Source organism: Bradyrhizobium sp. USDA 4472, from assembly GCF_054058595.1.
In genome coordinates, this window is the sequence record NZ_JBSSAM010000001.1 from 2,994,834 (window position 1) to 3,021,227 (window position 26,394).

Consider the following 26,394-nt stretch of genomic DNA (forward strand, 5'->3'; position numbering starts at 1 on the left):
GGCGCGAAGCGCCGGGCGGGGGCTCTCTCCACATTGGGAGGGTCCCATTGCGGAGCCACGCTCTCCCCAACCCTCTCCCGCAAGCGGGAGCGGGAGCCCACCGCATGCGTGACGAGAACAAGGCTGGTCTCAGCGCGTTGTCGCGTCGCAAGCGTTGGTGCCGGCATTGGGCGACCCCGGCTCGCCGCCGCTCAGTTGGCGGCGCGGCGCAGGAAGGCCGGGATATCGAGAACGGTCTCGTCGGGCGCATTGCGTACGGGCGCGCGGCCGTAGGGGTCGAGCGGCTGAATCGCCGCGTGGCGCGCATGGTCCGGACCCAACCGGGCCGGAGGCCCCACGGGGTGGTGCGGCTGCGGGCGGAGCGGCGGGCTGCCCACTTGCGGAAGCGGTGCGCTGCGCTCGATGCGATCGGCGATGCGCCGGCCGTCATTGCGCAGCTTTCCGGCGAGCTGGGTGAGGGCGGTTTCCACCGGCAGCGCCTGCGCCGGGTCGAGATTGTCGATCCCGGTCGCCACCACCGAGACGCGGACGATGCCCTCCAGGCTTTCGTCGAAGGACGCGCCGACGATGATGTTGGCGTCCGGGTCGGCCTCGTCGCGAATGCGGGTGGCGGCTTCGTCGACCTCGTACAGCATGAGATCCCTGCCGCCGGTGATGGAGATGATGAGGCCGCTGGCGCGCTTGATCGAGGGATTCTCGATCAGCGGATTGGAGATCGCCGCGACGGCGGCGGCCAGCACGCGCTTCTCGCCGGAGGCCTCGCCCCGTCCCATCATGGCCTTGCCCTTCTCCTTCATGACGGAGAGGACGTCGGCGAAATCGAGATTGATCAGGCCTTCCTTGACGATGAGGTCGCTGATGCAGGCGACGCCCGAGTAGAGCACCTGGTCGGCCAGGGCGAAGGCATCGGCGAATGTGGTCTTCTCGCTGGCCACCCGGAACAGGTTCTGGTTCGGGATGATCAGGAGGGTGTCGACCGTCTTCAGCAGCTCCTCGATGCCGGCTTCGGCAAAGCGCATCCGGCGTTGGCCCTCGAAGTAGAACGGCTTGGTGACCACGCCGATGGTGAGAATGCCGAGCTCGCGCGCGGTCCTGGCGACGACGGGTGCCGCCCCGGTGCCGGTGCCGCCGCCCATCCCGGCCGTCACGAACACCATGTGCGCGCCGGCCAATTGCTCGCGGATCGCATCGATCGCCTCTTCGGCCGCGGCGCGTCCCAGTTCCGGCTGCGAGCCGGCGCCGAGGCCCGCGGTCACCTTGGTGCCGAGCTGGATCAGTCGCCGCGCCTTCGACATCGCCAGCGCCTGTGCGTCGGTGTTGGCGACGACGAACTCGACGCCCTCGAGCCCGGCCGTGATCATGTTGTTCACGGCATTGCCGCCGGCGCCGCCGACGCCGAACACGACGATGCGGGCTTTCATTTCATGGATGTCGGTATTCCCAGCCATTTTTTCCTCGCGATTGGTCCGGCAAGCCGGGGATTGAACAAAGAGTGTTACCCGCGCGCCGCGCGGTCTGCCTGCACGATGGCAGCGGCCAGATGTCCCAGGCGACGCGCCGCGAATCCCGCGAGCAAGCCGCCCGGGCGGCGATCGGTCCGCAGCGCCGCCATGTCGTCTTCCAGCCGTGCCGCCCACGCATTGGCGGCCGTCGCCTCGGCGGTCGCCTGCTGCAGCTCGACAGCGAGGCGCTCGGCGCGATCACGCTCGCGCTCGAACACCTGCCTGTAGGCGGTTGCGACGTCCTGGAGCCGCGCGATCTCCGCCTTGAAGGCCGCGGTCTTGATGGCGTCGATCCTTGCCATGGAGACAGCGATGGGGTCCGCCCGGCGGCCCGTTCGCGGGCGGGGCGTGTAGCGCAGCTCGGAGAAATCGACGGTCACCAGGGCCTTGCCGTCAGCCGACCGCGAGCGCGGCAGACGGCGCCGTCGCGCCAACGACCGCGCCGCCTCGCGCGAGATCTCGAGGCGGGCACCCAGATCGGCATACGTCAACAACGCAACAGACATCGGCGCTTCTCCTGGAGCGAACCGGGAAGGGCATTTCGGGCTAATGATGGCTGGACGATTGCAGCAGGCTAGGCTGCGTTGGTTAATGCAGGGTTAACGGGCGAGGGGGACTGTTTACGGGTGGCGTCGCCACGTGATGCGCCTCCGGGTGAGAGGAGACGGTTGCCTTTCTTACCCTCCCCCTCCAGGTCCCCTCCAGGGGAGGGTAAGCGCACTTCCGATCCCTACTTCTTCTTCCCCTGGCCGATTTCCGGCTGCCAGGCCGCGTCCTTGCGGCTCGGCGCCGCGGCGATCACCTTGGCTTTGTCCTTTTTCGGCTTCTTGGCTTCGCGATTGCTGCGTTGCTGTCCCTTGGCCATGTCGCCCTCCTCTGATGGTTGAGCTCATCCGGTTCGCCGGATCGCTCTGCACGCCCGCACGGCGTGCAGACGGTCGGTGCCGTGGCGGGAGATGCGATGATGCAAGCGAGCCTACGCCCGCGTCACCGCAATAGCGAGGCCTAAAACGCCGCGCACGTTTGCGGCCTCGCCGCGCAGAGCGGCGGTGACGATAGTGCTGGCTATTGCCGCGCAACGGGCGCATGCTCGCTACAGTCGGCGTCGGTTGGGGCCCACTTGCGAAAAGGCAGGCGCGCATGACCATCCGCTCGCGGCATGAAACCGTGACATTCAAGCATCCGTTTCACCTCCGCGGCATCGCGCGCGAATTGCCGGCGGGCGCCTATGATGTCGTCACCGACGAGGAGACGATCGACGGCCTGTCGTTCGAGGTCTGGCGCCGCATCGCCACCATGATCACCGTTCCGGTCGAAGGCCTGCGCGGCGCCACCGAGCTTTTGTCGATCGGCTCTGTCGACCTTGCGGATGCGATAGCCGCCGACGCGAGCGTCGCCCATGACTGATCAACCCGTCGATCTCGACAAGCATCGCGGCATGGCCGCGCAGAAGGCCACCGATTTGCGCCGCGTGCTGGCGGAGGTCGAGAACAATGTCCGTGAGCTGCGCGAGCGCGAGGCCGATCTCGAAAGCCGCATGCTGACGGTGCCCGCCGCCTCCTGGCCCGAAGCCGCCGTGAAGGCGCGCTATCTCCTCAACCTCTACGCCGCGAGCCTCCCGCCCGAAGACACCCGCCACCGCGCGCTGGTGGCCGCGCTGCTCGACGATTTTTCGAGATTAGGCGAAGAAGGCTGAGGCCCGCCGCGACCTAGCTGTCGTTACCCAGGTGCTGTGGTCCCGGACCAGCGAAGCGCAGATCGGACCCATAGTCACCGCAGTGAGTTGTTGTAGCTGCGCGTGCCGCAGCCGTGCTTGAATGAAGCCGACCGGCCAGTGGCTCCCTGCGCCCGTGCGCAATTGCGAACCAAGGCCGGTACGACCTTGGAGTCGTAAAGGAGGTATCCCATGCCCCTCACCAGCGGCCGTTTCATCGGCCATGAACAGGACCGCGGCATCGTCCAGTTCTCGATGCAGGACGGCGCGAAGGAAATCCCCTGCGCGATCTCGACCTCCGCCATGGACGATCTCGAACGCGGCCCGCAGACCCGCCCTCACGAGCGCGAAGCCCAGTTCACCCGCCTTCGCGACCGCATCGAAGCCCGCGCCGCGAGCAAGTACCGCGCGACCGAGTTCGAAGGCACGCCGCCGGGGATCGTGTTGCGGAGCATTGATTTTCGGGGGTAGGCTTCGCGAGTCTGGCAAACCCACACGCCGTACTTCGAGAAGCGGAATATTCGCTTCTCCGTCAAACAAGTGCGGCTTCAGCATCGTCGAGTTCTTCAATGCCCACCATCCGGACCCCCATCCGCATGGCGTCCATCCCCAACGTTCCCCTTCTTGTAGCTAGCAAGAGGGGAGTCGATGATTATTGTGCCAAGATGAGGACGGTTGTTGTTCCTGCAGCACCTTAATAGCCCGACCACGAATGCTGAATGAAGAACTGCTCGAAAGCCTTTGCCGTGCGACTGTCGAGACTGACCATCAACAACGATGTCGTAGGTTGCCTCATCAAACTCGACTCGTCCTTCACTCGAGGGTGAAACGCTCAAACTCATCTGGGCTAAACTGCGCTAGGCGATCCAGTGGGTCGACAGGAAGACCGACGCCTAGTCCGAGCAGACGAGCGTTTGCCTTAGGCCAAGGAGTGGGAGGTGGAAGGCTCTCGATGGATATCGATTTGGTTTTGACCGTCGCCACTTCTCCCCCAAGCGAATTGTGCGATTGTTATTGGTCGCGAGAGTATCTCCATAGCACAACTTGTCGTAGCGCCACTTTGGACGAAGATTGCCCGAGCCCACAAAACAAAAACGGCCGGATCTTTCGATCCGGCCGCCACTCAACTCTACTCGGCCAAGCCTACGCCACGCGACGCAACCTAGCCCCCGCCCAAATTCAAAATCTCTTAGCTGGCCTTCTTGACCGGCGCGTCGCCGACCTTCTTTTCGATGGCGCGCTTCAGTTCGACGGCGCGCGGCGAGAGGGCCGCGGTGTTGGCCTTGAGCAGGTAGGCATCGAGGCCGCCATTGTGGTCGACGCTCTTCACCGCGTTGGTGGAAACGCGCAGGCGCACGTTGCGGCCCAGCGCTTCCGAGATGAAGGTCACGTTGACCAGGTTCGGCAGGAAGCGGCGCTTGGTCTTGATGTTGGAGTGGCTGACCTTGTGGCCGACGAGGGGGCCCTTGGCCGTCAGTTCGCAGCGGCGAGACATGCTAGAAATCCTTCGTTCGATCCCCCAACGATTGCGGCCGCCATCAGGGGCGCCACGGGGGCTAATTCTTTCGTCCTTGCAGGGAGCGGGCGGACGTATAGGGGGGAAGGGGCGGGACGTCAAGGTGACGGGCCGTTTTTGGCCCGTCATCTCGGGGCGCGCGGGCGCGCGAACCCGGGATCTCAGGCCGCATGACAGGTGTCATCGCCCGCGCAGGCGGGCGATCCAGTATCCCAGAGGCCGGCGTTTGAGAGCTCGCTTTCACCAGATCCGCCGCGGCGTACTGGACACCCCGCTTTCGCGGGGTATGACAGCGGAATGGGTGGGCGAGGTGCGCCCGCCTGACGCACCCCCTCCAATCACCAAAACGGCAATGTTTAAAGTGCCTTACCATCACATAAAGGGCGCAATCTCCTCCGAAAGAGTCCGGTGAGTTCCCGGCCTGTGGCTTCTGGATGCATTGCTTGGCGCCGCAACAGGCTTAAGTAACAACAACTCGCTTCCCGATTGGATCGTCTCGTGCACACCACCCCGCTCATTCCGCCCCGGCTGCGCGCGGCCGGCCGGCTGGCTCTGGCCGCTCTTGGCGGCCTGGTGCTGGCGTGGGGGGCCGCGCCCGCAGCGGCGCAAGGCAAGCTCGAGGCGCAATATGAGGCCTCGCTGGCAGGCATTCCGGTCGGCCGCGGCGCCTGGAACATCGATATCCAGGACGATGTGTTCTCGGCTGCGGCCTCCGGCGGCACCACCGGCATCCTGAAGTCGTTCGCGGGCGGGTCCGGCACCGGCGCTGCGCAGGGCCGCATCGTCAACGGCGCGCTGGTCGCGACCGCCTACCAGGCCTCCACCACCACCTCGAAGAAGACCGAGGAGATCCACATCACCCTCGACAAGGGCAATGTGAAGGAGTTCGGCATCATTCCGGAGCCGCCTGTCGATCCTGATCGCATCGTCGTCACCGAGGCGCATCGGCGCGGCGTGTTCGATCCGATGACGGCCTCGCTGGTGCGCGTGCCCGGAAACGGCGATCCCGTGTCGCCGGAGGCCTGCCACGGCTCGGCGCCCGTCTTTGACGGCCGCATGCGCTACGAGCTCAAGCTCGATTTCAAGCGCATGGAGACCGTGAAGGCCGAGAAGGGCTATCACGGCCCCGTGGTGGTCTGCGCGCTGTATTTCGTGCCGATCGCCGGCTACATCCCCGACCGCCCCGTGATCAAATACCTCGCCGCCCAGCGCAACATCGAGATCGCCTTGGCGCCGGTGGCGGGAACACGGGTTTTGGTCCCGTTCTGGCTGAAAGTGCCGACGCCGCTCGGGCCGGCGATGCTGGAGGCGACCAGCTTCGTCACCACGGCCCAGCCGCCACGGGTCGCGAAGACGCAGTAGGTATTGGCCGCTCACATACGCCTCGACCGTCACCCCGTGAGGTGGCCGCTTCTTCAGCGGCCTTCGAAGGGCCACAGCCCGACTGTTTTCCGCGCGCAATCCGGCCGCGCCGTCCGGGCCGTCCATCCTTCGGGGCTCCCGGCACGGCGCTGCGCGCAGCTCAGGACGACGGATGCGGCGGGAGACCCCCGCCTCAGTAATATCAATGACTTACCTACTGTGCATGGGGTTGTTTCGGCGACATGCCTTCGAGCCCACCATTCCCGGGAATCCAATTGACTCCTCCCCGATTCTGATTCGACTCCGCGCCATCCCCAATTTAAGGAAATCCGTCATCGAAACGCCGCTTGTGCGACTGCGCAAAACTCCATCTAGTGCGATGGAAACAAGAGTCCCGCGACATGTTGCGTGAACGTATCGGGACTCCCGGGGGAGTCAGCGATTCGGCCGCGATTCGTTCTAGAGTCGTTCCGAAGCTTAAAGCGAACGGGAAAAGCGTCGCAAAGTGAGACAGTTGCCCACCCGTCCGAGACAGCACTGACATTCGCCCCATCAGCTATTACCTGATCAGCCAGATATGCCCCTCTCGTCCTCCTCCTTCGCCTCCGACCGCGCGCTGTCCGATCGCGTGCCGGGCGCCGGCGTCACCGCCGTGCTCGGGCCGACCAACACCGGCAAGACCCATCTCGCCATCGAACGGATGCTCGCGCATTCCTCGGGGATGATCGGCCTGCCGCTGCGCCTGCTCGCGCGCGAGGTCTACAACAAGATCGTCGCCCGCGTCGGCCCGGAGGCCGTGGCGCTGGTCACGGGCGAGGAGAAGATCAAGCCGAGAAGTCCGCGCTATTGGGTGTCGACCGTCGAGGCGATGCCGCGCGACCTCGATGTGTCCTTCCTCGCCGTCGACGAGATCCAGATCGCCTCCGATCTCGAACGCGGCCACGTCTTCACCGACCGCATCCTCAACCGCCGCGGCCGCGACGAGACGCTGCTGCTCGGCGCTGCGACCATGCGGCCGATCATCGAGCGGCTCTTGCCCGGCGTCTCCATGATCACCCGGCCGCGGCTGTCCCAGCTGGAATTCGCAGGCGATCGCAAGATCACGCGCCAGCCGCGCCGGACTGCGATCGTCGCGTTCTCCGCCGACGAGGTCTACGCCATCGCGGAGCTGATCAAGCGACAGCATGGCGGCGCCGCCGTGGTGCTGGGCTCGCTCAGCCCACGCACGCGCAATGCGCAGGTGGAGATGTTCCAGAACGGCGACGTCGATTATCTCGTCGCCACCGACGCCGTCGGCATGGGCCTCAATCTCGACGTCGACCACGTCGCCTTCGCCTCCGACCGCAAGTTCGACGGCTATCAGTTCCGCCGCCTCACGCCGGCCGAGTTCGCGCAGATCGCCGGCCGTGCCGGGCGCGCCACGCGCAACGGCACGTTCGGGACGACAGGCCGCTGCGGCCCGTTCGAGCCTGAGCTGGTGAACGCGCTTCAGAACCACATCTTCGACCCCGTGAAGATGCTGCAATGGCGCAACTCGAAGCTCGATTTCTCCTCCCTCGCCGCGCTCCAGGTCTCGCTCAACCTCGCTCCCGGCCACGAGACGCTGACGCGCGCCCCGATCGCCGAAGATATGCGCGTGCTCGACCATGCCGCTCGCGACGTCGAAGTGCGCGATATCGCGCATGGCAAGGCCGCCGTGGAGCGGCTGTGGGAGGCCTGTCAGGTCCCGGACTACCGGAAGCTGTCGCCGGCCGCCCATGCCGAGCTGGTGACGACGCTCTACGGCTTCCTGATGCAGAAGGGCTGCATCCCCGATTCCTGGTTCGCCGCACAGGTCGACCAGGCCGACCGCATCGACGGCGATATCGACACCCTGTCGGCCCGGATCGCGCAAATCCGCACCTGGACCTTCGTCGCCAACCGGCCGGACTGGCTGAAAGACCCCGATCGCTGGCAGGGGACCACGCGGGAGGTCGAAAATAAATTATCGGATGCGCTCCATGAACGCTTGACTGAGCGTTTCGTTGATCGCCGGACCAGTGTATTGATGCGCCGCCTGCGGGAGAACACGAGCTTGAATACGGAAATCGGCAAGACCGGCGAAGTCATCGTCGAAGGCCATGTCATCGGCCGCCTCGATGGCTTCACCTTTGCACCGGATGCGGCGGAAGCCGGCTCCGATGCGAAAGCCTTGCAGGCTGCCGCGCAAGCGGTGCTCGCCGGCGAGATCAATACGCGCGCCGAAAAACTGGGCAACGCGCCGGACGACCAGTTCGTGCTGACCTCCGATGGCACCATTCGCTGGACCGGCGATGCCGTGGCGCGGCTGACCGCCGCAGAGGAGGCGCTGCATCCGCGCATCCGCATCATCTCCGACGAGCGCCTGACGGGTGGCCCCCGCGAGAAGGTGCAGGCGAGGCTCGACCTGTGGCTCAAGACCCACATCGAGAAGCTGCTCGGGCCGATGTTCGAGCTGTCGAAGGCGGAGGACGTCACCGGTATCGCCCGCGGCATCGCTTATCAGCTCGTCGAGGCGCTCGGCGTGCTCGAGCGTCCGAAGATCGCCAACGAGCTGAAGGATCTCGATCAGCCCTCGCGCGCGGTGTTGCGCAAATACGGCGTGCGCTTCGGCGCCTATCACATCTACTTCCCCGGCATCCTGAAGCCCGCCGCGCGTGCGCTCGCAGCCCTGCTGTGGGCGCTGAAGCAGGACAATGTCGATCTCTCGGCCCTGTCTGGCGCGCAGCATCTGGCCTCGTCGGGTCGTACCTCGTTTCCGGTCGACAAGAGCCTGCCGCGCGATGCCTATCGCGTGCTCGGCTACAAGCAGGCCGGCGAGCGCGCGGTCCGCGTCGACATCCTGGAACGTCTCGCTGACCTGATCCGCCCGGCGCTGGCTTGGCGGGATAATTCGCCGGGCGAAAAACCCGCCGGTGCATTCGACGGCCGCGGTTTCGTGGTGACGCAGGCGATGACCTCGCTCACCGGCTCCGCGGGCGAGGATTTCGCCTCGGTGCTGCGCGCGCTCGGCTATCGCATGGAGAAGCGTGCGCCGTTGCCGCCGAAGCCGGCCGCGCCTGCCGCTGCGGAGACGCCGGCCGCCGAAGCTCCCGCTGGGGCGCCTGCGACTGAGGAGACTGCGGCGCCTGTTGAGGCTGCGACCGAAGCCGTCACCGTCGAAGACGCGCCCGGCATGGAGCAGCACGACGAGCCCGCGCACGAAGAGCCGGCACTCGAAGCAATTCCCGAAGGTCCCGTCACGCCCGAAGATGCCCCCGGCATCCCGCCGCCCGCGGAAGAGGCTGCTGCGCGCGCCGAGGCCGCCGCCGACGCCGCTCCGGCCGAGGCCGCGGCGACGGAAGCCGCTGCATCTCCCGATGCCGCTGCGCCTGTCGAAGCCGCAGCCACGCCCGCCGAGCCCGAGCTCGTCGAGGTCTGGCGTCCCGGCGGCCGTCACGAGGATCGCAAGCCGCGCCACGAGCGCCATCGCCATCAGCGCCACAACAACCACCGTCCGCAGGCCGGTGCTGAAGGCGCCTCGGCTGCGCCCGGCGAAGCTGCCGAAGGCGCGAGGCCGGGTGAGCGCCATCGTCACGGTGGCCATCGTCGCGATGGCAGCCGGGATTTCCGCAAGCCGCGCGAGGGTGGCGCCGAGGGCGCACCGCGCCAGGAAGGGCGCGACGATCGGAATCGCAGCTTCCAGGGCAAGGACCGCGACAACAAGGATCGCGATCGCAACCGCGACAACAAGAAGTTCGGCGGTGATCGTGACAAGGGCCGCGACAACAGGGGCCGCGACCGCGACAAGGGTCGCGACCGTCAGGGCGGTCCGTCGTTGCGTCCGTACGCCTCGAGCGCAAATCCGCGCGAGCGTGATCGTCCCGCCGATCCGAACTCGCCGTTTGCAAAACTCGCCGCGTTGAAGGAGCAGCTCTCCGGTCGCAAGGAGTAGTCCCACGACCGAGCGGCAGCGCCTCGACAAATGGCTGTGGCACGCGCGGGTGGTGAAGGCGCGAACCTCCGCGGTTGAGCTTGTCGTAACAGGACACGTCCGCATCAACGGCACGCGCGAGAAATCGCCGGGCCATGCGATCAAGGTCGGCGACGTCGTCACGGTCGCGCTCGACCGGACCGTGCGCGTGTTGAAGGTGATGAATTTCAACGAGCGCCGCGGCGATGCCGCCTCGGCGCGTGTGCTCTACGAGGAGCTCGGCGACGCAAAGCGCAATTAATTGCGCCAGTTATTCATTTCTTGGTCGATCAAGCACATAAAGCCGTCATGATCGCGCCTTCCCGACCTTGCAGCGCGGGGCCATCCGCGCTAGGCAAGCCGCGACTTTTAAAAGAGCTTTTCGGAGCGTTGGATGACTTACGTCGTCACTGAAAACTGCATCAAGTGCAAGTACACCGACTGCGTCGAGGTCTGCCCGGTCGACTGTTTCTACGAGGGTGACAACATGCTCGTCATCCATCCTGACGAGTGCATCGATTGCGGCGTGTGCGAGCCGGAATGCCCCGCCGACGCCATCAAGCCGGACACGGAACCGGGCCTGGAAAAGTGGCTCCAGGTCAATGCCGAGTACGCCAAGAGCTGGCCGAACATCACCCAGAAGAAAGAATCACCCGAAGACGCGAAGGAATTCGACGGTCAGGAAGGCAAGTTCGACAAGTATTTTTCTCCGAACCCCGGCTCCGGTGACTAAATTCCGGCGCAAACTTAACCCTAATACCGTCGTCAACGCCGAAAACCGGCCCTGAAGACCCCTAAATCATTGATTTTTGCGGGAAATGTGCTATATTGGGCACATTAAGCTGAACCCCCGTCAGCCCAGTAGGCCCCGTTGGGTTCCCGTGAAACCAAATGTCGAACAGGGGCGTGGCAGTTTCCGCGCGCAGGCTGTGTCACAGAAAACGCGTAAAAAGAGTACTTCAGCGAGGGCTTCCCATAAGGAGGCCAAAAAAGTCGCCGCGGCCAGCCGTAGCGCATCCAAGGGTCGGACCGCCGCCAAGGCGCCGCCGGCTGCAAAGTCCTCGAAGAACAAAAGAAGCGCAATGCCTAACAAGACTGCCAAACCGGCCGCGAAAGCGACCGTTGCCAAGCCTGCTGCCAAGCCTGTTCTTGCCAAGGCTCCCGTCACCAAGGCTCCCGCTGCCAAGCCCGCTGCTCCGAAGGCTCCTGTTGCTGCCGCCGCTGCCAAGGCCCCCGTTGCTGCTACCAAGCCGGCCGTGAAGGCCGCTGCACCCGCGCCGAAGGTCGAGGAAAAGAAGGTCGTGACCCAGCGTCAGGGCTTCAAGGCCCATGAATTCGTGGTCTATCCCGCTCACGGCGTCGGCCAGATCCTGGCCATCGAGGAGCAGGAGATCGCCGGCGCGAAGCTCGAGCTGTTCGTCATCAACTTCATCAAGGACAAGATGACGCTGCGCGTTCCGACGGCCAAGGTCGCCAACGTCGGCATGCGCAAGCTGTCCGAGCCCGCGCTGGTCAAGAAGGCGCTCGAGACGCTGAAGGGTCGCGCCCGCGTCAAGCGCACCATGTGGTCGCGCCGCGCCCAGGAATACGAAGCGAAGATCAATTCGGGCGATATCGTCGCGATCGCGGAAGTCGTGCGCGACCTCTACCGCTCCGAGTCGCAACCCGAGCAGTCCTACAGCGAACGTCAGCTCTATGAAGCGGCGCTCGATCGCCTGTCGCGCGAGATCGCGGTGGTGCAGCACTCGACCGAAACCGAAGCGGTCAAGGAGATCGAGGCCCAACTCGCCAAGAGCCCGCGCCGCAACGCCAAGGCGGAAGCCGCCGAGGGTGAAGGCGAGGCGGATACCGACGATACCGACGGCGACGACACCACGGTTGCCGACGAAGCCGCGTAAGCGCCTCGCGTCGATCGCAAGACATCGAAAGCCCGGCCGGTTGGCCGGGCTTTTTGTCTGGATGCCTGATACAGCGGCGCTCGCGTGTCGACTATGACATCGCGCGTGCCTGGGCCCAGATCGCGATCGGCCGCTCCAGCCCGCGGATCGCCTGGGGATCCATGGCGATCAGCGGTGCAAACGTTTCGGCTGTGCTGCCGAGCTCAAGCCGGGCGCGACTGACGAGATCATTGCTTGCCACCAGCGCGCAGTCGAGCGTGCGCGTCAGCGCTTCGAGACGGCTTGCTGCATTGACGGTCGCGCCGATCACGGCAAATTCCAGACAGGTGTGCCCGATGTCACCAAGCACCACCGGTCCGTAGTGCAGGCCGAAACTGACGCGCATCGGCGGTTCACCGCACGCCGTTCGCCGCGCGTTCCACCCGTCCGCCGCCGCGATCATCGCTTGGGCGCAGCACAGGGCATTGCCGGCGTCACGCGCGCCTGCGAAGGGGGTGCCGAATGTCGCCATCAATCCGTCGCCCAGATATTTGTCCAACGTGCCCTCGTGCCGGAAAACCTCCTGCTCCATCAATCCATGGAATTCGCGCAATGTCCGCACCACGTCCTCCGGGGCGCGCACATCGGCAAAGGCCGTGAAGCCGACGATGTCGACGAACAGCACCGCGACGTCTTGCGTACGCACTTGCTTCAACGGCTCGTCGTGCTTCGACAATTCCGTGACGACATTGGGCGAGAAGTAACGCGCCAGATTGCCGCGTTCCCGTTCCACTGCGGCGTGCCGGATCAGCAAATCATTGCTGCGGCTGACCGCGATCGCCAGCGTCACGGCCACGATCATGAAGACGACGATTTCCTGGATACGGATACCGAATCCGATCGCAGCAGGCGAGATCAGCGCGAACAGCCGGTGATCGCTGCCTACCGCCTCTGCAATGCGGGCGGTCAGTGCGGGATCGCGATCGGGTTGCCACCACGCCCAGACAATACCGATCACCCATAGGGCCGAGGTCCAAGTTCCGACCGCAATCACGGTTCGCCAGGAATACGCCAGCGTGGCGCCCGAGAGCAGCACGAAGAAGTAGATGAAGTTGCCAAAATGGTATTGCATGGCCACCGGCCAGTGCGTCGTGCCGAATGGGTTCGGGACGACGATGACGACTGTGAGCAGCGCCAGGTCGCAGAACAAAAGTGCCAGCTCTGCCCGCGACACGCCGACCCGCCCAACCCTGACCTGGGCCCAGCCAATCAGTGCGAACAGGCCGAGCAACGCCACGTAATAGAGCTGCTCCCATGCCGGGTTGATGGCCAGCAGGAGGCAAGCAATGACGGCCAGGGCGATATAGCGCGCCCGTACGGCCAGTTGCAGGCCCTCTTTTTTGCCGGCCTCGAGTGCCGCCTTTGCAAATTGAACGGTTTCGGTGTCGCGCTGGCTGCGGGTGGGCAAAAGCGCGGCAGGCCGGTAGAACCGATCGATGAGCGTTGTCACTGGGAGTCTCCTCGCTGGGGCTCTTGACGCACAGCGATGAGCCGCGGCCACCCGGCAGCTTAACGGCGGCTGGCTGCGAGGTCAGTAGCCACGCGGGGCATTTCGAGCCTCGCAAGCATTCCCTACTTCACAGGTCGCTTCTCGAGCTTCCTCGCCAGCGTACGCCGGTGCATGCCGAGCCGCCTGGCCGCTTCCGAGATGTTGAAATCCGTCTCGATCAGCGTCTGGTGGATACGCTCCCATTCGAGCGTCTTGATCGAGGTCGGCCGTACGTCCAGCGCGACCTCGGCATTGCCTTCGGCCTTGCTGAAGGCGGCTTCGATGTCGTCGGTATTGGAAGGTTTTGCGAGATAGTGGCAGGCGCCCAGCTTGATGGCCTCGACGGCGGTCGAGATGCTGGCGAAGCCTGTCAGCACCACGATCAGCATCTCCTCGTCGTGGGCGTGCAGCAGCTCGACACAGGCAAGCCCCGAAGCGCCGCCGAGCTTGAGGTCGACCACGGCGTAGCCGAAGGATCGGTCCTCCAGGACTTTCCGGACGTCCTCGATCGAGGCGGCGAGCACGACCTCGTAGCCGCGCCGCTCGAACGAACGTTTCAGGGTGCGCGCAAAGCCTTCATCGTCCTCGACGACGATAAGCGAACGGTCAGGAGTCAAAGTTGCCTCCGATCGCAAGTGTGGCGAGCGGCAACGTCAGACGGACGGTGGCGCCGCGCTTCCTGTGGTTCTCGGCGGTGACGCTGCCCCCGAGCTTGCGCACGACGTTCACAACCAGGAACAGGCCGAGGCCGCCGCCGGCGCGGCCTTTGCTCGACTGATAGGGCTTTCCGAGCTGCGCCAGCATTTCCGGTGCGAAGCCCGGGCCGCGGTCGCTGATCGAGAGCACCAGATTGTCACCCTCGCGCTCGGCGAGCAGTTCCACCCATTCGCGAGAGACCTCATAGGCGTTATCGAGGACGTTGAAGATCACCTGCTTCAGCGCGATGTCGGAGACGATCGCGACGTCCTCGCCAAAGGTGTTGACGAAATAAAGCGTCCGCGCCGAACGCGCATCGCGCCATTCCTCGACCAGCGCGGTGACGAAGGCATCCACCGTCGTCGGCGACGATCCTTCACCGCGAGCCTCGCCCGCCGACACCAGAATGCCCGTCACGATGGTCTTGCAGCGCTGCAGCGATGTTTCCATCTCCGTGAGGTCTTCGGCAAGTTCCTGATCGGCGGCAAGATCGGGCATGCGGCGCCAGTCGCTGAGGATGACGGAGAGCGAGGCGAGCGGCGTGCCGAGTTCGTGCGCCGCGCCGGAGGCAAGCAGGCCCATGCGGACGATGTGGTCCTGCTCGGCAGCATGCTGGCGCAGCGCAGCCAGATGCGCGTCACGTTCGCGAAGGTTCCGGTTGATGCGGGTGACGAACACGACCAGCAGCACGGCATTGAGAACGAAGCCCAGCAGCATGCCGGTAACGGTGAGGGTGTAGGTCTCGCTCAGCGGGTTCGGCGGCAGGTCGAGGGGCCGATAGGCGATCGTCAGCCACACGAAGCTCGCGCAGGTCAACGCCACCAGCGACCAGGTCGATCGGGCATCGAGCAGCACCGCGCCGAGGGTGACCTGGAGCAGGAACAGCGAGGTGAACGGATTGGTGGCGCCGCCACTCAGGTAAAGCTGCGCGGTCAGCGCTGCGACATCCAGCATCAGCGCGACCAGCAGCTCGTTGTTGGTGATGGCGGCGCGATGGCGCACCCAGACCAGGCTCGAGACGTTGAGCAGCACCAGTGCGCCGATCACCGCGCCCATGCGGGTCAGAGGTAGCGGAATGCCGAGCCAGACATGCACGGCGCCGATGGTCACGATCTGGCCGACCACTGCGGTCCAGCGCAGCTGGATCAGCAGCGCCATGTTCTTGCGGTTGGTCTCGTCGTCGGTGGGGGCCGCGCCGATCAGCTCGCTGCGCGCGTCCGCCTGCGATTGCAGCGTGACGGCCTGCTCGCCGTAGGTAGTCCCGTCGTCAGGTCGGTTCGACGATCGTTCCAGCATCTGATCCCGTCCTGCGGGCGGAGGCATCGGAGCCGCCGGCCGGTTCGTGGACGAAGCCGTTCGAGGCTTTCTTGCGGCGGAACAGCCCGCCGCGGAATGTGACGATCAGTCTGCCGGCAAGCATGAAAGCCAGGGCAAACCACGTCAGCGCGTAGATCAGGTGGTTATTGGGAAAGCGGACCACGGTCAATCCGCCGATCGGACCGCCGCCGGAGTGAGATCCGGCATCGGCGTCGACGAAGAAGGGCGCGGCGTTCTGAAGGTCGCGTGCGGCCACGATCGCGGCGACATCCCGCGAATACCAGCGGTTGTGCTGGGGCAAATTGTCCCTGAGGAAACCGCCCTTCGGCTCGGTGATGCGCAACAGGCCGGTAATCTCGACGTCGCCGTCCGGATTGCCGTCCGGTCGTGTCGATGGGTCGCGCCGCTCTGATGGCACGAAGCCGCGGTTGATCAGAATAGAGGTACCGTCGGCGCGCTGAAGCGGCGTCAGCACCCAATAGCCGGGGCCGACTTCGGTGACGGCCTGCACCAGCGTCTCCCGGTCGTGGAGGAAGCGGCCGGAGACGCTGACATGCCGGTATTCGTCGCTTGCAGCAGTGATAGCCGGCCATGACGCCCTCGGCGGGATGGGCTGCGCCGGTGCGTGAACGCGCTGCTCGACCCGGTCGATCAGTGCCAGCTTCCAGGCGCGACGCTCGACCTGCCAGACGCCGAGCCCGATCAGAACAGCGACGGCCGCAAGCGAGAAAATCGAGAGCCACGGGGATGGACGCGCAGCCCCTGCGGGGTTGCGCGGATCGTTATCCCCGGGGGTCACGAGGTCGCTCATTTCATTCCCGTCATCTCGTGGATCGGCATCATGTTGCTGTTGAGGTGGTTCATCACCCACAGCGAACCTGACAGCGCGATCACCACCATGACGATGGTGAAGATCAAGGCCATCATGCTCCAGCCGTTCTCGGATTTCGGGCTCATATGCAGGAAGTAGATCATGTGCACGACGATCTGAACGACCGCGAAGGCCATGATGACCAGCGCGGTGATCTGCTTGCTCGGCAGCGCGCCGCTCATGACCAGCCAGAACGGGATCGCGGTGAGCACCACCGAGAGCACGAAGCCGAGCATGTAGCCCGAGAACGTGCTGTGGGCGTGGCCGGCGTCGTGGTGATGGTCGTGCGCGCCAGCTGCGTGGGTATCGTTGCTCATCGCAGAACTCCCAGGAGATAGACGAAGGTGAAGACGCCGATCCAGACCACGTCGAGGAAGTGCCAGAACATCGACAGGCACATCAGGCGGCGGCGGTTGGCCTCGATCAGGCCGAAGCGCCAGACCTGCACCATCAGGGTCACCAGCCAGATCAGGCCGCAGGAGACGTGCAGGCCGTGGGTGCCGACCAGGGTGAAGAAAGCGGACAGGAAGGCGCTGCGCTGCGGCGTGGCGCCCTCATGGATCATGTGGGCGAACTCCGTCAGCTCGATGCCGATGAAGGCGGCGCCGAACAGACCCGTGATCAATAGCCACATCTGGGTCTGGCCGATCTTGTTCTGCTGCATCGTCAGCATGGCAAAACCATAGGTGATCGACGACAGCAGCAGCATCGAGGTGTTCACCGCCACCAGATCGAGGTCGAACAGATCCTTCGGCGCGGGCCCGGCGGCGTAGTTGGCGCCGAGCACGCCGAAGGCGGCGAACAGCATCGCGAAGATGAGACAGTCGCTCATCAGATAGATCCAGAAGCCGAGCGAGGTGCTGTAGCCTTCCGGATGCGGATGTTCGTCGGCGACGTAGAAGACCGGCTCGCCGGTTTGCGAGGGATTGACAGCAATGGTCATTTACTTGGCTCCGGCGAGCAGTTTTGTGCGCGCGTCCTCGGTCCGGATGACGTCGTCCGCCGGAATGTCGAAGTCGCGATGATAGTTGAACGTGTGGCCGATCCCGACGGCGAGCATCGCGATGAAGCTCGCAGCCGCCAGCCACCAGATGTACCAGATCAGGCCGAATCCCATTGCGGTCGCGAACCCGGCGAGAATGATGCCGGTGCCGGTGCTGCTGGGCATATGGATCGACTTGAATCCGATCAGCGGACGCTGGTAGCCGCGCTTCTTCATATCCCACCACGCGTCATTGTCGTGAACGACAGGGGTGAAGGCGAAGTTGTAGTCCGGCGGCGGCGAGGAGGTTGCCCATTCCAGCGTGCGTGCATCCCAGGGATCGCCAGTAACGTCCTTGAGCTGCTCGCGCTTGAGAAAGGAAACCGCGAACTGCATCAGCATGCTGAGAATGCCGAGGAAGACGAGGCCGGCGCCGATCGCGGCGACGACGAACCAGATCTGGAGCGAAGGATCGTCGAACACGCGGAGCCGCCGGGTCACTCCCATCAGGCCGAGCACGTAGAGCGGCATGAAGGCCATGTAGAAGCCGGTGACCCAGAACCAGAACGACAGCTTGCCCCAGAACGGATCGAGCCTGAAGCCGAATGCCTTCGGGAACCAGTAGTTGATGCCGGCGAATGCGCCGAACACCACGCCGCCGATGATCACGTTGTGGAAGTGCGCGATCAGGAACAGGCTGTTGTGCAGCACGAAATCGGCCGGCGGCACCGCGAGCAGCACGCCGGTCATGCCGCCGAGCACGAAGGTCAGCATGAAGGCGATGGTCCACAGCATCGGCAGCTCGTAGCGGATACGGCCGCGATACATCGTGAACAGCCAGTTGAACATCTTCGCGCCCGTCGGGATCGAGATGATCATCGTGGTGATGCCGAAGAACGAGTTGACGCTGGCGCCCGAACCCATCGTGAAGAAGTGGTGCAGCCAGACCAGATACGACAGAATGGTGATGACGACAGTGGCGTAGACCATCGAGGTGTAGCCGAACAGTCGCTTGCCGGAGAAGGTCGAGGTGACTTCCGAGAAGATGCCGAAGGCCGGGAGCACCAGGATGTAGACTTCAGGATGGCCCCAGATCCAGATCAGGTTCACGTACATCATCGGGCTGCCGCCGAAATCGTTCGTGAAGAAGTTGGTGCCGACATAGCGATCGAGCGAGAGCAGCGCGAGCACGACGGTCAGCACGGGGAAGGAGGCGACGATCAGGATGTTGGTGCAGAGCGAGGTCCAGGTGAACACCGGCATCCGCATCATGGTCATGCCGGGGCAGCGCAGCTTGACGATGGTGCAGATCAGGTTGATGCCCGATAACGTCGTTCCAACGCCGGCAACCTGCAGCGCCCAGATGTAATAGTCGACGCCGACGTCAGGACTGTAGCCGATATTGGACAGCGGCGGATAAGCCAGCCACCCGGTGCGGGCGAACTCGCCAATGAACAGCGAGAGCATCACCAGTACGGCGCCGCCGACCGTCATCCAGAAGCTGAAATTGTTCAGGAACGGGAACGACACGTCGCGCGCGCCGATCTGCAGCGGCACGACATAGTTCATCAGGCCGGTCACCAGCGGCATCGCCACGAAGAAGATCATGATCACGCCGTGGGCAGTGAAGACCTGGTCGTAGTGATGAGCGGGGAGGAACCCTTCGGAGCCGTTGAACGCGAGCGCCTGTTGCGCGCGCATCATCAGCGCGTCGGCGAAGCCGCGCAGCAGCATCACGATACCGAGGATCATGTACATGATGCCGATGCGCTTGTGGTCGACAGTGGTGAACCACTCGCGCCACAGATAGCCCCACAGGCGGAAATAGGTGAGGCCGGCGAGCAACGCGGTGCCGCCGAGCGCGACCATCACGAAGGTGCCGACCAGGATCGGCTCGTGCAGCGGCAGCGAATCGATGCCGAGACGGCCGAAGATGAGCTTGAGAAGATCAGGAGACATGCTGGATCTCTTTAGGAGTCTGACTTCAGGAATCGGACTTGGGACGCTGTCCGAGGAAGAGGGACGAGGACTTCAGCGGCGCGAAGGTCGGCCGCTTCAGCCCGGCGCCGACGAGCGGCGCGGTATCGAGGGGAGCTTTGATCGACGCGGCGGTCGCTGCGCCCTGCGGTGCATCCGGCGTGCAGGTGCCGGCAACGAAGCTCGGCTCGGGACCGAACGCGGTACCGCGGCGGGCGTACTTGTCGTCGGACAGCGGCAGGGTGTTGTTCAGGCCCTCGTGGCCGAGACCGCCCTTGGCGTCGATCGCCATCATCTCGCTCTGGCACATCTTGCCGGTCTCGACGCACATGTTGAGGATCAGGCGGTAGAGGTCGGTATCGACGCTGCCGTAGCGACGAACCGGCTCGTTCTCGCTCGGCTTTTCGAGCTGGAGATATTCGGTGCGGCCGAGCGAGCCGCCGGCGGATTTGGCCTGCGCGACCCAGGCGTCAAAGCCGTTGTCGTCCAGTCCCTGGAAGTTGAAGTGCATGCCGGAGAAGCCGGCACCGCTGTAGTTCGCCGAGAAACCCTTATAGGTGCCGGCGTGGTTCACCACCGCATGCAGCTTCGTCTCCATGCCCGGCATTGCGTAGATCTGGCCGGCGAGCGCGGGGATGTAGAACGAGTTCATCACCGAAGACGCGGTGATGCGGAAGTTGATCGGACGATCGACGGGCGCGGCCAGATCGTTGACGGTGGCTATGCCGTAGTCCGGATAGATAAAGAGCCACTTCCAGTCGAGCGCGACGACGTCGACCTCGAGCGGCGCCCTGGACTGGTCGATCGCGCGATCGGCACGGACGCGGCCGAGGGTGCGATAGGGGTCGAGCAGATGCGTGCCCATCCAGGTCAGCGCGCCCAGGCATACGATGATCAGCAGCGGGGCCGACCAGATCACCAGCTCGAGCTTGGTCGAATGGTCCCAATCCGGCTCGTAACGGGCAGAGCTATTGGACTGGCGGTAGCGCCAGGCAAACAGCACCGTCAGCGCCATCACGGGAACGACGATCAGGAGCATCAGGATGGTGGAGATGATGACGAGGTCGCGCTGCTGCGCCGCGATATCGCCGGCTGGCGCCAGCACGACATAGTTGCAGCCGCTGAGCGCAACCGCCAGGGGTAGCAGCGCCAGGATCTTGAGACGGGACACGGGCCGAGCCTTATGAGAATGAGTTTCCTTTGCGGGGCCAAGGGGTAGCTGCGGCGCAGCAATCCGGACATTGGACAATTTGTCCAATGTTGCAGTGCGGCATATTGGGTCAAACAAGGCTGGATTGCCTGGCGTCCCGCCGGGGCGGTCGGCATTGGATTTCAGGACGTTAAGGGCGCACGCATGGCGACGGCACAGACCCCCGCAATGGCAGACCTCCACTCGGGCGAGCACGGCCACGACCTGGCGAGTCCCGGCGAGATCGCCATCGGCGTCATCATCGGCCGCACCTCGGAATTCTTCGACTTCTTCGTCTACGCGATCGCTTCGGTGATCGTGTTCCCCCGCCTGGTGTTCCCGTTCACCAGCGAACTGACCGGCACGCTCTATTCCTTCATGATTTTCGCGCTGGCCTTCATCGCCCGGCCGCTCGGGACCGTCATTTTCATGACGGTCGACCGCGAATACGGCAAGACGGCCAAGCTGGTCTCGGCGCTGTTCCTGCTCGGCACCGCCACCGTGGCGCTGGCGTTCCTGCCCGGCTATTCCGAGATCGGCGTTGCCGCGATCTGGCTGCTGGCGCTGGCGCGTATCGCGCAGGGTCTCGCCTGGGGCGGCGCCTGGGACGGCATGGCTTCGCTACTGGCGCTGAACGCACCGGCCTCCAGGCGCGGCTGGTACGCGATGGTGCCGCAGCTCGGCGCGCCGCTCGGGCTGATCGTGGCGAGCGCGCTGTTTGCCTATTTCGCCGGAAATCTCTCGGCCGACGACTTCTTCGATTGGGGCTGGCGCTACCCGTTCTTCGTCGCCTTCGCCATCAACGTCGTGGCACTGTTCGCGCGCCTGCGCATGGTGACCACAGAGGAATATGCCTCGCTGTTCGAGACCCGCGAATTGCAGCCTTCGCGCATCTCGGACACGGTTGCCCGCGAAGGCCACAATATCATGCTGGGCGCGTTCGCGCCGTTGGCAAGTTTCGCGCTGTTCCACATGGTGACGGTGTTTCCGCTGTCCTGGGTGTTCCTGTTCACCCGCGAAAGCCCGGTGCGCTTCCTGATCATCGAGATCGTCGCCGCCGTGTTCGGCGTCGTCGCGATCGTGCTCTCCGGCGTCATCGCCGACCGCGTCGGCCGCAAATCGCTGCTGATGGGATCGGCGATCGCGATCGCGATCTACAGCGGTTTCGCCCCGCAGCTGCTCGATGCCGGCGCGTTCGGCGAGACCATCTACATGGTGATCGGCTTCATCCTGCTCGGCCTCTCCTTCGGCCAGTCCTCGGGCGCGATCGCCTCGAACTTCAAGCAGGCCTATCGCTATACGGCTTCGGCGCTGACCTCCGATATGGCCTGGCTGTTCGGCGCCGGCTTTGCCCCGCTGGTCGCGCTGCTGCTTGCCACCAATCTCGGCGTCATCGCCTCGGGTGCCTATCTGCTCTCGGGCGCGTTCTGGACCCTGCTTGCCCTCTGGCTCAGCGGCCAGCGCGAGGCCGGCGATATGGACGCGGGTCGATCTTCGAACTGACGGGAATAAATTTCGGCCCGGCCGATCCTGTTTCGCGGAACCGCAAACAGGAGATCACATGAACCTCTGGCCGAATTCCGTTCCTCAGCGTAGCACTTCAGGCCTGGCTCTCGTCTTTGTCGCTGTCGTGCTTCTGGGCGCAGCTGCACCTGCGGGCGCGACCGGCAACGTTGCGCGCGGCCAGACGCTCTACAAGGGCTGCGCAGATTGTCACTCGATCGACGAGAACGGCGTCGGCCCGATGCACAAGGGTGTTGTCGGCCGCAAGGCGGGCAGCGTCGCCGGTTACGACTACTCGCCTGAGTTGAAGAACTCGGGCATCGTCTGGACCGAGGAAAATCTCGACAGATGGCTGACCGGACCGCAGGCCATGGTGCCTGAGACCAAGATGTTCTTCGACGTGCCCGACGCGCAGGATCGCGCCGACATCATCGCATTTTTGAAAGAAAAGGCGCGGTAGCGACCGCGACCTCAATCAGTCACGATCTTGACGCGGTCGCGCACCTTCACCTGTGCATTGCGATCGAGGCCATTCAGCACGCGAAAGCGCTCGGCCGGATGATCGACACCGGCCATGCGGTGGGATAGCGATTCGACGGTGTCGCCGGGCTGCACGGTGATGACCTTGATGCGCAGCGGGCGCGCCGCCTGGATCTCCTCGAGCGTCAGCCGGCGGAAGGAATTGACGGTCTCACGCGCATTGCGCTCGCTCTCGGTCGACTTCTGCCGTGTCGCGAAGATGAAGCGGTAGACGTCGCTGCCGAAGCGCAGCGCATAGACCTTGAACTGCCACTGATCGCCCTTGGCAGAGGCAGATGCGGCTGGAAAGCCGTTGATCGTGATGTCCTCGGTGGACGCCTTCTCGACGCCCTCCATCCAGCCGGAATTGAGGTAATCGCCGAGCGACTGCTCGGCCGGCACGCGCACGACGTCGAAGCGCATCGCCTGCGAGCCGCCCTCGCGCACGCCGATCACCGCCTGCGCGGTATTGTCGAGCGTGAAGTTGTCAGGCGCCTGGAACGTGAAGCCGAGCTTTGGATGCAGGAATCTGCGGCCGCGGACGAAGCCTTCGCTGGGGTCCTCGCCATAGACGAGGTTGTCGATTGCGGAAAGATAGCTCTCGCGGTCGCGCTCGCCGCCTTCCGGGGCGACGTATTGCCGTGCGATCGCCTGCGCGTTTTGCACCCGCTCGGGCGTGGCCGGATGCGACGAGGTGAAATCCTGCGCGCGCGGATCGAGCGAGCTCTTGCCGGCCTTCAGCTCGGCATTGCGCTCCATCGCAGAGAGGAAGCGGGCGGCACCATAGGGGTCGAAATGTGCCTTGGCAGAGATGCCGACGCCGATGCCATCGGCCTCGAACTCCTGGTTGCGCGAAAAGCTCGCCATGGTCAGCTTGGTCTTGGCGAGTGCGAGCGCCGTGAGATCGGGATCGTTGCTCATGTCGGTGACGACACGGGTGACGATGGCAGCCTGGCGCGCCTGGTCCTCGCGCATCGCGGCGTGCTTGGACAGCACATGCGCCATTTCGTGGCTGAGCACCGAGGACAACTCAGACGTATCGCTCGCAAGCGCAAGCAGGCCGCGCGTGACATAGAGCTGGCCGTTCGGCAGCGCGAAGGCGTTCACCGCGCCGGAATTGAGGATGGTGACCTTGTAGCCCTGGTCCGGGCGATCGGAGGCGGCGACGAGCCGGTCGACGGTCTTGCTAACGAGCGATTCGAGCCTGGGATCGTCATAGGCGCCGCCGTAGCTCGCCAGAATGCGCTCGTGCTCCTTTTCGGTGGCGGGGGTTTGCGCGACCGCCGGCTTCGGCTTGGGCAGCGCGACGGTCGGCGGGGCCGCCGCAGTTTGGAATCGGCCCATATCGCCGCAGCCGGCGAGGGCCGTGCCTAGCACGAGGCAAAGCGCGGCCGGCGCAGCCCGCAGGCGGCGGCCATCACTCAGTCCGTGCCGTTCTAGCACCCCATTCACGTCGATTAACCCGTGCCTGGCCTGATTTTAAGGCCTTACCCCTGTCGGCTCGTTTGCGCCCAGCAACTCGACCTGTCCCGCCCGGAGCACATCGATACGCGGCCCCGTCGTCCCCTCAACCCAGCCCCGGACACGAATGCGTCTATTTTCCAATGACTTGACAGTTGTTCCGGCACTTTCAAGCGTCGGCAGCGTCCGCTTTGAGATAGTCACCGCGAAGCCGCGTGTCCAGTTCTGTCCGAAGTTGAGGTAGGTCATTGCCCCAGCTTGCCGGACCGACAGGACTTTGCCCTCGACCACCATGAAGCGCCCGATCCCGGCCAAAATATCGTCCGGACTTTCCGCGTTTTTTATGGCCGATGGGTCAGCCCAATTGCCCTTTTTTTGACGCCGCGCCTCGGCCTCGGCCGACATCAGGGCGGTTGCGCAATCCTTGTCGGCGATCTCAGCGGAGACGAGGGCATCGCCGTTGGTGAGCAGCATGGTCTGCACGGAGGTGTCGCTCTCGCCGATGAACACCAGCGCGCCCTGGCGGCCGTAGCGGTCGGGCGTGTCGTCAGTGCCGCGCAGGACGACGTCGCGGCCGACGAGCAGCGACGTCAGGGCTTGCCTCGTCGTTGCTGTCGCCTCGATGCCGGCGAGACGGACTTCACGGCCATCGTCGAGACGTACACTGCGCGCGTCGACGATCGCCGCGACACGGCCTTCGCCCTGTGCTTCGAATTGGCACGGCGCCGCGTACGCGGCGCTGTCACCGACGAGAAAAAGCGCGACGATGAGCTGAAGCCCTTGCGTCATATGACCCGGGGAGGTTGCATTCCCCTCTGGCTTTACCCCAAGTGCAGCGGTTCGCGAAGACGCTTCCTCACACTCCGTCATTGCGAACGCAGTGAAGGGTCCAGTTTTTCCCGCGGAGGGACTCTGGATGCTTCGCTGCGCTCGCAAATGACGATGCGGAAACATCTTGCGTCTTCCGACCATTCCGCTTTGCGGAAAACACTAGAGCATCCGCCGATGCGCATTGCGCTTCTGCTTGCCGCTGTCTTGCGCATCCGGCATGATCGAGGGAATAGCAATAATCAAGCCGCCGTTCAGAGCCAGGCGACCAAGGGAGAATGTTTTCCATGAAACATATTTTGTCGGGCATTTTTGCCGCCGCGATTGCCTTGGGTGCAAGCGCCGCCGCGCAGGCCCAGGAGAAGCCTCCCTTGAAGATCGGCGGCATCCTCGACATGTCGAGCCTCTATGCCGACATCACGGGCCCCGGCAGCGAGACCGCGGCCAAGATGGCGGTGGAAGATTTCGGTGGTGAGGTGCTCGGACGCAAGATCGAGGTGCTGGCCGCCGATCATCAGAACAAGGCTGATCTCGCCGCCAACATCGCCCGCGATATGCTCGACAACCAGGGTGTCGAGATGATCTATGACGTCGCCGCTTCCGCGACCGCGCTTGCCGCCGGCGAAATCGCGAAAGCACGGGGCAAGATCATCATCTTCAACGGACCCGGATCGATCCGTCTCAGCAACGAGGCCTGCGGCCCCTATACCATCCACTACGTGTTCGACACCTACGGTCAGGCCAATGTGACCGGCCTTGCGGCCGTGAAGTCGGGTCTCGACACCTGGTTCTTCCTCACCGCCGACTATGCCTTCGGCCAGGATTTGGAAAAGGACACCAGCGCCGTCGTCATCAAGACCGGCGGCAAGGTGCTCGGCAGCGTGCGTCATCCACTTAACACGTCCGATTTTTCGTCGTTCCTGCTTCAGGCGCAGGCCTCAAAGGCCAAGGTGATCGGACTGGCAAATGCCGGCGGCGACACCGTCAACGCCATCAAGCAGGCGGCCGAGTTCGGCATCACCAAGGGCGGCCAGAAGGTCTCGCCGCTGCTGGCCTTCGTCACCGACATCGACTCGATCGGACTGGAGACGGCGCAGGGCCTGCTGCTGGCCGAAGCCTTCTACTGGGACATGAACGACGAGACGCGCGCTTTCTCGAAGCTCTTTCAGGAGCGCGTCAAGCGGCCGCCGACATCGGCACAGGCCGGCGTCTATTCCTCCGTCACGCACTATCTGAAGGCGGTGAAGGCGGCCGGCACGACCGATGCTGCCGCGGTGATGAAGGTGATGAAGGAAACGCCGATCAACGATTTCTTCGCACACAACGGCAAGATCCGCGAAGACGGCCGCATGATCCACGACATGTACCTGTTCGAGGTCAAGAAGCCGTCGGAGTCCCGGAGGCGCTGGGATGATTACAAGCTGCTCGCCACCGTGCCCGGCGGCGAGGCGTTCCAGTCGCTCGAGCAGTCGCGCTGCCCGCTGGTAAAGAAGTAGGCGTCGTCATTGCCGGCGAAGTGAGGCAATCCAGAGATGTTTCCAAGCAGACAGCCTGGATTGCT

24 protein-coding genes and 2 pseudogenes are annotated in these 26,394 nt (G+C 64.4%); 12 read left to right on the top strand and 14 right to left on the bottom strand.

Annotated features, from left to right (window positions below):
* Window positions 1-191 precede the first annotated feature (191 nt).
* The 3 genes from ftsZ to ACVWZ4_RS13700 form a co-directional block, all read right to left on the bottom strand.
* The gene (gene ftsZ / locus ACVWZ4_RS13690) at window positions 192-1,448 is read right to left on the bottom strand and encodes a cell division protein FtsZ (protein ID WP_456740593.1); all 1,257 of its coding nucleotides are present in this window, start codon (window positions 1,446-1,448) and stop codon (window positions 192-194) included.
* A 47-nt stretch (window positions 1,449-1,495) separates the two neighbouring features.
* Window positions 1,496-2,008: a hypothetical protein gene (locus ACVWZ4_RS13695; RefSeq protein ID WP_456740594.1), complete on the bottom strand. Its 513-nt coding sequence runs from the start codon at window positions 2,006-2,008 to the stop codon at window positions 1,496-1,498.
* A 224-nt stretch (window positions 2,009-2,232) separates the two neighbouring features.
* Complete coding sequence (locus ACVWZ4_RS13700) at window positions 2,233-2,367, bottom strand: hypothetical protein (protein WP_456700134.1); 135 nt, start codon at window positions 2,365-2,367, stop codon at window positions 2,233-2,235.
* A gap of 275 nt (window positions 2,368-2,642) precedes the next feature.
* On the opposite strand from ACVWZ4_RS13700, the gene ACVWZ4_RS13705 reads away from it, so the two are divergent.
* From ACVWZ4_RS13705 to ACVWZ4_RS13720, 4 genes and pseudogenes are all read left to right on the top strand, one after another.
* Entirely contained in the window at window positions 2,643-2,909 is a 267-nt protein-coding gene (locus ACVWZ4_RS13705; RefSeq protein ID WP_456740595.1) for a hypothetical protein, read from the top strand.
* Window positions 2,902-3,198 (top strand): hypothetical protein, encoded by a 297-nt coding sequence (locus ACVWZ4_RS13710; protein ID WP_456740596.1) that lies wholly within the window; start codon window positions 2,902-2,904, stop codon window positions 3,196-3,198. The genes ACVWZ4_RS13705 and ACVWZ4_RS13710 overlap by 8 nt, the downstream gene beginning before the upstream one ends.
* A gap of 210 nt (window positions 3,199-3,408) precedes the next feature.
* Window positions 3,409-3,687 (top strand): DUF1488 domain-containing protein, encoded by a 279-nt coding sequence (locus tag ACVWZ4_RS13715; protein ID WP_456700131.1) that lies wholly within the window; start codon window positions 3,409-3,411, stop codon window positions 3,685-3,687.
* Window positions 3,688-3,690: 3 nt separating this feature from the next.
* A pseudogene (locus ACVWZ4_RS13720) lies at window positions 3,691-3,808 on the top strand (GNAT family N-acetyltransferase); the annotation flags it as partial.
* A 597-nt stretch (window positions 3,809-4,405) separates the two neighbouring features.
* Here the strand turns inward: ACVWZ4_RS13720 and rpmB are convergent.
* Window positions 4,406-4,711, bottom strand: coding sequence for a 50S ribosomal protein L28 (rpmB, locus tag ACVWZ4_RS13725; protein ID WP_456740597.1), 306 nt, complete (start codon window positions 4,709-4,711; stop codon window positions 4,406-4,408).
* Between the two features lie 573 nt (window positions 4,712-5,284).
* Here rpmB and ACVWZ4_RS13730 point away from each other — a divergent pair.
* From ACVWZ4_RS13730 to ACVWZ4_RS13750, 5 genes and pseudogenes are all read left to right on the top strand, one after another.
* Window positions 5,285-6,094 carry a DUF3108 domain-containing protein gene (locus ACVWZ4_RS13730; RefSeq protein ID WP_456705104.1) on the top strand — a complete coding sequence of 270 codons (810 nt, stop codon included), beginning with the start codon at window positions 5,285-5,287 and terminating at the stop codon, window positions 6,092-6,094.
* Between the two features lie 577 nt (window positions 6,095-6,671).
* A complete protein-coding gene (locus tag ACVWZ4_RS13735; RefSeq protein WP_456740598.1) occupies window positions 6,672-10,046 on the top strand; it encodes a helicase-related protein in 3,375 nt (1,124 codons plus the stop codon).
* 10 nt (window positions 10,047-10,056) lie between these two features.
* A pseudogene (locus ACVWZ4_RS13740) lies at window positions 10,057-10,326 on the top strand (RNA-binding S4 domain-containing protein); the annotation flags it as partial.
* 132 nt (window positions 10,327-10,458) lie between these two features.
* The gene (gene fdxA / locus ACVWZ4_RS13745) at window positions 10,459-10,797 is read left to right on the top strand and encodes a ferredoxin FdxA (protein ID WP_092233404.1); all 339 of its coding nucleotides are present in this window, start codon (window positions 10,459-10,461) and stop codon (window positions 10,795-10,797) included.
* A 349-nt stretch (window positions 10,798-11,146) separates the two neighbouring features.
* A complete protein-coding gene (locus tag ACVWZ4_RS13750) occupies window positions 11,147-11,962 on the top strand; it encodes a CarD family transcriptional regulator (RefSeq protein ID WP_456737002.1) in 816 nt (271 codons plus the stop codon).
* 91 nt (window positions 11,963-12,053) lie between these two features.
* Here the strand turns inward: ACVWZ4_RS13750 and ACVWZ4_RS13755 are convergent, their stop codons facing one another.
* From ACVWZ4_RS13755 to cyoA, 8 genes are all read right to left on the bottom strand, one after another.
* Window positions 12,054-13,451, bottom strand: a complete 1,398-nt coding sequence (locus ACVWZ4_RS13755) for an adenylate/guanylate cyclase domain-containing protein (RefSeq protein ID WP_456740599.1) — start codon at window positions 13,449-13,451, stop codon at window positions 12,054-12,056.
* 122 nt (window positions 13,452-13,573) lie between these two features.
* Window positions 13,574-14,107 carry a response regulator transcription factor gene (locus tag ACVWZ4_RS13760; RefSeq protein ID WP_456737004.1) on the bottom strand — a complete coding sequence of 178 codons (534 nt, stop codon included), beginning with the start codon at window positions 14,105-14,107 and terminating at the stop codon, window positions 13,574-13,576.
* Window positions 14,097-15,482, bottom strand: coding sequence for an ATP-binding protein (locus tag ACVWZ4_RS13765; protein ID WP_456737005.1), 1,386 nt, complete (start codon window positions 15,480-15,482; stop codon window positions 14,097-14,099). Before ACVWZ4_RS13765 ends, ACVWZ4_RS13760 begins: the two co-directional genes overlap by 11 nt.
* Entirely contained in the window at window positions 15,454-16,314 is an 861-nt protein-coding gene (locus ACVWZ4_RS13770; protein WP_456700121.1) for an SURF1 family protein, read from the bottom strand. Before ACVWZ4_RS13770 ends, ACVWZ4_RS13765 begins: the two co-directional genes overlap by 29 nt.
* A complete protein-coding gene (cyoD, locus tag ACVWZ4_RS13775) occupies window positions 16,311-16,691 on the bottom strand; it encodes a cytochrome o ubiquinol oxidase subunit IV (protein WP_456740600.1) in 381 nt (126 codons plus the stop codon). The genes ACVWZ4_RS13770 and cyoD overlap by 4 nt, the downstream gene beginning before the upstream one ends.
* Window positions 16,688-17,317: a cytochrome o ubiquinol oxidase subunit III gene (cyoC, locus tag ACVWZ4_RS13780; protein WP_456700119.1), complete on the bottom strand. Its 630-nt coding sequence runs from the start codon at window positions 17,315-17,317 to the stop codon at window positions 16,688-16,690. Before cyoC ends, cyoD begins: the two co-directional genes overlap by 4 nt.
* Window positions 17,318-19,315 (bottom strand): cytochrome o ubiquinol oxidase subunit I, encoded by a 1,998-nt coding sequence (gene cyoB / locus ACVWZ4_RS13785; RefSeq protein ID WP_456700118.1) that lies wholly within the window; start codon window positions 19,313-19,315, stop codon window positions 17,318-17,320.
* 25 nt (window positions 19,316-19,340) lie between these two features.
* On the bottom strand, window positions 19,341-20,504 hold the full coding sequence (cyoA, locus tag ACVWZ4_RS13790; RefSeq protein WP_456740601.1) for a ubiquinol oxidase subunit II: 1,164 nt from the start codon (window positions 20,502-20,504) through the stop codon (window positions 19,341-19,343).
* 183 nt (window positions 20,505-20,687) lie between these two features.
* Between cyoA and ACVWZ4_RS13795 the strand changes: the two genes are divergently transcribed.
* Together ACVWZ4_RS13795 and ACVWZ4_RS13800 are read left to right on the top strand one after the other, a co-directional pair.
* Window positions 20,688-22,025, top strand: a complete 1,338-nt coding sequence (locus ACVWZ4_RS13795; protein ID WP_456700116.1) for an MFS transporter — start codon at window positions 20,688-20,690, stop codon at window positions 22,023-22,025.
* 58 nt (window positions 22,026-22,083) lie between these two features.
* Window positions 22,084-22,485, top strand: a complete 402-nt coding sequence (locus ACVWZ4_RS13800; RefSeq protein ID WP_456740602.1) for a c-type cytochrome — start codon at window positions 22,084-22,086, stop codon at window positions 22,483-22,485.
* Window positions 22,486-22,496: 11 nt separating this feature from the next.
* Here the strand turns inward: ACVWZ4_RS13800 and ACVWZ4_RS13805 are convergent, their stop codons facing one another.
* Together ACVWZ4_RS13805 and ACVWZ4_RS13810 are read right to left on the bottom strand one after the other, a co-directional pair.
* Window positions 22,497-23,987, bottom strand: a complete 1,491-nt coding sequence (locus tag ACVWZ4_RS13805; protein WP_456705103.1) for a M48 family metalloprotease — start codon at window positions 23,985-23,987, stop codon at window positions 22,497-22,499.
* Window positions 23,988-24,023: 36 nt separating this feature from the next.
* The gene (locus ACVWZ4_RS13810; protein ID WP_456739082.1) at window positions 24,024-24,875 is read right to left on the bottom strand and encodes a thermonuclease family protein; all 852 of its coding nucleotides are present in this window, start codon (window positions 24,873-24,875) and stop codon (window positions 24,024-24,026) included.
* Between the two features lie 245 nt (window positions 24,876-25,120).
* On the opposite strand from ACVWZ4_RS13810, the gene ACVWZ4_RS13815 reads away from it, so the two are divergent.
* Window positions 25,121-26,329 (top strand): ABC transporter substrate-binding protein, encoded by a 1,209-nt coding sequence (locus tag ACVWZ4_RS13815; RefSeq protein ID WP_456740603.1) that lies wholly within the window; start codon window positions 25,121-25,123, stop codon window positions 26,327-26,329.
* Window positions 26,330-26,394: the final 65 nt, after the last annotated feature.

Bases quoted from the DNA above. Each gene is read 5' to 3' on its own strand.
- ACVWZ4_RS13695 (WP_456740594.1), bottom strand. From the start codon at position 2,008: ATGTCTGTTGCGTTGTTGACGTATGCCGATCTGGGTGCCCGCCTCGAG.
- cyoB (WP_456700118.1), bottom strand. From the start codon at position 19,315: ATGTCTCCTGATCTTCTCAAGCTCATCTTCGGCCGTCTCGGCATCGAT.
- ACVWZ4_RS13715 (WP_456700131.1), top strand. From the start codon at position 3,409: ATGCCCCTCACCAGCGGCCGTTTCATCGGCCATGAACAGGACCGCGGC.
- ACVWZ4_RS13770 (WP_456700121.1), bottom strand. From the start codon at position 16,314: ATGAGCGACCTCGTGACCCCCGGGGATAACGATCCGCGCAACCCCGCA.
- cyoD (WP_456740600.1), bottom strand. From the start codon at position 16,691: ATGAGCAACGATACCCACGCAGCTGGCGCGCACGACCATCACCACGAC.
- ACVWZ4_RS13700 (WP_456700134.1), bottom strand. From the start codon at position 2,367: ATGGCCAAGGGACAGCAACGCAGCAATCGCGAAGCCAAGAAGCCGAAA.
- ACVWZ4_RS13750 (WP_456737002.1), top strand. From the start codon at position 11,147: ATGCCTAACAAGACTGCCAAACCGGCCGCGAAAGCGACCGTTGCCAAG.
- cyoC (WP_456700119.1), bottom strand. From the start codon at position 17,317: ATGACCATTGCTGTCAATCCCTCGCAAACCGGCGAGCCGGTCTTCTAC.
- rpmB (WP_456740597.1), bottom strand. From the start codon at position 4,711: ATGTCTCGCCGCTGCGAACTGACGGCCAAGGGCCCCCTCGTCGGCCAC.
- ACVWZ4_RS13765 (WP_456737005.1), bottom strand. From the start codon at position 15,482: ATGCTGGAACGATCGTCGAACCGACCTGACGACGGGACTACCTACGGC.
- ACVWZ4_RS13810 (WP_456739082.1), bottom strand. From the start codon at position 24,875: ATGACGGAGTGTGAGGAAGCGTCTTCGCGAACCGCTGCACTTGGGGTA.
- ACVWZ4_RS13705 (WP_456740595.1), top strand. From the start codon at position 2,643: ATGACCATCCGCTCGCGGCATGAAACCGTGACATTCAAGCATCCGTTT.
- ftsZ (WP_456740593.1), bottom strand. From the start codon at position 1,448: ATGGCTGGGAATACCGACATCCATGAAATGAAAGCCCGCATCGTCGTG.
- ACVWZ4_RS13735 (WP_456740598.1), top strand. From the start codon at position 6,672: ATGCCCCTCTCGTCCTCCTCCTTCGCCTCCGACCGCGCGCTGTCCGAT.
- ACVWZ4_RS13815 (WP_456740603.1), top strand. From the start codon at position 25,121: ATGAAACATATTTTGTCGGGCATTTTTGCCGCCGCGATTGCCTTGGGT.
- fdxA (WP_092233404.1), top strand. From the start codon at position 10,459: ATGACTTACGTCGTCACTGAAAACTGCATCAAGTGCAAGTACACCGAC.
- ACVWZ4_RS13795 (WP_456700116.1), top strand. From the start codon at position 20,688: ATGGCGACGGCACAGACCCCCGCAATGGCAGACCTCCACTCGGGCGAG.
- ACVWZ4_RS13710 (WP_456740596.1), top strand. From the start codon at position 2,902: ATGACTGATCAACCCGTCGATCTCGACAAGCATCGCGGCATGGCCGCG.
- ACVWZ4_RS13800 (WP_456740602.1), top strand. From the start codon at position 22,084: ATGAACCTCTGGCCGAATTCCGTTCCTCAGCGTAGCACTTCAGGCCTG.